The organism is Streptomyces carpinensis (assembly GCF_002154505.1).
GTDB classification, from domain to species: domain Bacteria; phylum Actinomycetota; class Actinomycetes; order Streptomycetales; family Streptomycetaceae; genus Streptomyces; species Streptomyces carpinensis.
Map to the genome: position 1 here is coordinate 1 of NZ_MUBM01000674.1, position 3,624 is coordinate 3,624.

Genomic DNA, 3,624 nt, shown 5'->3' on the forward strand with positions numbered 1-3,624 from the left:
TCCCGCACGGCCGCGGCGACGTTGAGCTTCAACGGGTTGACGGAGACCTTGAGTTGGAGGGCCGTCGCCGCGGCCGTGCGGGAGGTCGTCTCGCGTCGGGAGAGGTCCAGGCGGACCTCTCCGACACCGGGGACCTGGACCTCGGTCGTACCGCCGGCGGTGAGTGTCACCCTCTTGCCGAGCACCGTCACGGCGCCCAGGACGTTGCTGGTCGCGACCGGCGGCTTGCCGGCCTCGCAGGTCGCCCTGGATGTCACCTGGTCGACCTCGATGACGGACAGCAGGGGCAGACCGGGGAGGTGGACGCGGGCGTGGGCGAGGTCGACGCCGCCCTCGGCCTTGGCCGCCGAGACCGTCGCGTCCGCGTTCGCCACGTCCGCGCGCAGCACGCTGAAGGGCTTTCCGCCGTCGACGCCGTCCAGACGGGCGGTCAGCGCGGTCTGCCGGGCGCTCCGTGGCGCCTGGACCTCGTTGAGGGAGACGGCGAGCGGGACGTTCACCGTCTTGTTGAGCAGGGACACGTCCAGGCCGGTACGCAGGACGAAGGCGCTCGCGCGGCCGTGGTCGGCGGTCGCGTGGGCGGAGCCCGAGCCGGCCAACGTCAGCGGGCCGGCGGCCAGGACGGTGGCCGCGGCCGCGGTGACGCAGCGGCGTGCGGGCAGGCGGAAGGTGTGGCCGTTCACGGTGTGGGACCCCCAGAGAGAAATGCTTGGGACCCGCCAAGGATCACCCACCGAGAGTGAACGGTCAGCTATCCAGCGTCACTTCACCCCATCGTGGGGTTTGCGATCTGGTTTTCGATTCTCTGGAATCCGTGTTCGCCCGCGTCACCCACGCGCTGCTACCTCGGGAGGCACGGCGGCGGACCTTCCGGCGCGCACGACGGGGTGCGCAACGGGCCAGCCGGGACGCGGCCGCCTTCTGTCGACCGGTCGGCCAGGGTCTTTCGTTCGGATCAGGCCGGATCAGGAAGCGGGGTCTGGCGCGTACGGCCGCAAGGCGGAGGAGGGCGTCGACTCGGAGCGTGGGCACCGACGACAACGCCGCAGACGGGGCGCGCCAGGGCCCGCGAGCCCGGCGTGATCCGAACGAGAGGCCCTAGGCGACGATCCGGCCGTTCAGCACCACCCGGCGCGGGCTCGCGAGCACCCGTATGTCCGAGCGCGGGTCCGCCTCGTAGACCACGAGGTCGGCGGGCGCGCCCTCGTCCAGTCCGGGCCGGCCGAGCCACGACCGCGCCGCCCAGGTCGCCGCGGACAGGGCCGTGAGCGGCGGGATGCCGGCCGTGACCAGTTCCTCGACCTCGCCGGCCACCAGTCCGTGCGGCAGCGCGCCTCCGGCGTCCGTGCCGACGTACACCGGGATGCCCGCGTCGTGGGCCGCGCGGACGGTGTCGTAGCGGCGCTCGTGGAGCCTGCGCATGTGCGCCGCCCAGCGCGGGTACCTGGCCTCGCCACCGGCGGCTAGATGGGGGAAGGTGGCGATGTTGACGAGGGTGGGGACGATCGCGACGCCGCGCTCGGCGAACAGCGGGATCAGGTCCTCCGTCAGACCCGTGGCGTGTTCGACGCAGTCGATGCCCGCCTCCACGAGGTCGCGCAGCGAGTCCTCGGCGAAGCAGTGCGCGGTGACGCGGGCGCCCAGGCGGTGCGCCTCCCCGATCGCCGCCTCGGCGGCCTCGCGGGGCCAGCATGCCGACAGGTCGCCGAGGTCGCGGTCGATCCAGTCGCCGACCAGCTTGACCCAGCCGTCGCCGCGCCGGGCCTCCCGGGCCACGTAGGCGACCAGGTCCTCGGGCTCGATCTCGTGGGCGTAGTTGCGGATGTAGCGGCGGGTGCGGGCGATGTGCCGGCCCGCCCGGATGATCTTCGGGAGGTCGTCGCGCTCGTCGATCCAGCGGGTGTCGGAGGGTGAGCCGGCGTCGCGGATCAGCAGGGTGCCGGCCTCACGGTCGGTGAGCGCCTGTTTCTCGGAGACGTCGTCGCAGACCGGACCGTGCGCGTCGAGACCCACGTGACAGTGCGCGTCGACCAGGCCGGGCAGCGCCCAGCCCTCGACGGTCCGCACGTCCCGGGCGCCCGGGGGGCGCTCGTACGTGATGCGGCCGCCGACCACCCACAGCTCGTCCCGGACCTGGTCCTCGTCCGGGCCGACGAGCACCCGCCCCTTCACGTGCAATACCGCGCGATCGCTCATGCACCGCACCCTAATGAGCCGCCACGGGGCCGCGTCCACCCGGTCCTCGGGTCCTGCCCGCCGGGGCGGTCCGGGCCGCGAAGTCACCGGTGGAAGGCGGGTTGCGGCCGCCGGTTACGCTCGACTGCGTCGCCCCCGCGACGATCGAGAGACGATCGAGAACCGAGAAGAGAGCACCGCCGTGACGCACCCGTTCCTGGACCTCCCCCCGCTGAGCGCCGCACGCTTCGCCTCGATCGAGGACCGGGTGGCGCGTCTGCTCGCCACCGAGCAGGACGTGGTGATCATGCAGGGTGAGGCGCTGCTGCCGCTGGAGGGCGCGATCCGGGCGGCGGCCGGGCCCGGCACGACGGCCCTGAACGTGATCACGGGGCCGTACGGGCAGACGTTCGGCAACTGGCTGCGGGACTGCGGCGCGACGGTGTACGACCTGTCGGTGCCGTACCACACGGCGGTCACGGCCGCGCAGGTCCGGGAGGCCTTCGCCGAGCACCCGGAGATCGACTTCGTGTCGCTGGTGCACGCGGAGGCGGCGACCGGCAACACCAACCCGGTCGCGGAGATCGGCGAGGCGGTGCGGGAGCAGGGCGCCCTCTTCTACCTGGACGCCGTCGCCTCCGTCGGCGCGGAGCCGGTGCTGCCCGACGAGTGGGGCGTGGACCTGTGCGTGATCGGCGCGCAGAAGGCCATGGGCGGTCCCGCCGGGGTGTCGGCGGTGTCGGTGAGCGAGCGTGCGTGGACCCGGATGGCGGCGAACCCCCGGGCGCCTCGCCGCTCCTACCTGTCGCTCCTGGACTGGAAGGAGCGCTGGATCGACGGCGGCCGCAAGGCCCTGCTGCACGCGCCGGCCCAGTTGGAGATGCTCGCCCTGGAGGCGTGCGTCGAGCGCATCGAGGCGGCCGGCCTGGACGCGGTGATGGCCCGCCACCGGGCCGCCGCCGCGGCGACCCGGGCGGGTGCGCGAGCCCTCGGCGGCGGCCTGGAGCCCTACGTGCACCAGGCCGCCGAGGCCGCCCCGGTCGCGACCACTCTGCGCGCTCCCTCCGGCGTCTCCGCCTCCGGTCTGGTGGCCCGGGCCCTGGCGGCGAATCCCGCCCTGCCGCTGGCCGCGGGCGGCGGCCCCCTGGCGGAAGAGATGATCCGCGTCAACCACTACGGCCCGGACGCGACCCGCGAGGTGGTCGAGGCCACCATGGCGGCCCTGGGCACCGCGCTGGCCGCCGACCGGGGCTCGGAGGTCGACGTGACCGGAGCACAGAGCGCCGTCGCGGCGGCCTGGCAGTAGTCCCCCCCCCGGCCGGGAACGGCCCCCCACCCGAAGACACGGTTGCCGGCCGGGCGGGGGGCTCCTCCCCCTTCTGAACGCGCGCACGCGCCGAGCGGCCCGTGTGCCAGAGCCGGTGCGCCGCCCGGCGCCGGGCCGCCCAC

At 74.4% G+C, this 3,624-nt stretch carries 3 protein-coding genes; 1 reads left to right on the top strand and 2 read right to left on the bottom strand.

Annotated features, from left to right (window positions below; genetic code table 11):
• A partial coding sequence (locus tag BZY54_RS47795; RefSeq protein WP_167414200.1) for an SCO1860 family LAETG-anchored protein occupies positions 1–683 on the bottom strand: 683 nt, incomplete at its 3' end.
• 415 nt (positions 684–1,098) lie between these two features.
• A complete protein-coding gene (locus BZY54_RS47800; RefSeq protein WP_086731519.1) occupies positions 1,099–2,196 on the bottom strand; it encodes an amidohydrolase family protein in 1,098 nt (365 codons plus the stop codon).
• 181 nt (positions 2,197–2,377) lie between these two features.
• Here BZY54_RS47800 and BZY54_RS47805 point away from each other — a divergent pair, with 181 nt between their 5' ends.
• Positions 2,378–3,481 carry a pyridoxal-phosphate-dependent aminotransferase family protein gene (locus tag BZY54_RS47805; protein WP_086731520.1) on the top strand — a complete coding sequence of 368 codons (1,104 nt, stop codon included), beginning with the start codon at positions 2,378–2,380 and terminating at the stop codon, positions 3,479–3,481.
• The last annotated feature ends 143 nt before the right edge of the window (positions 3,482–3,624 follow it).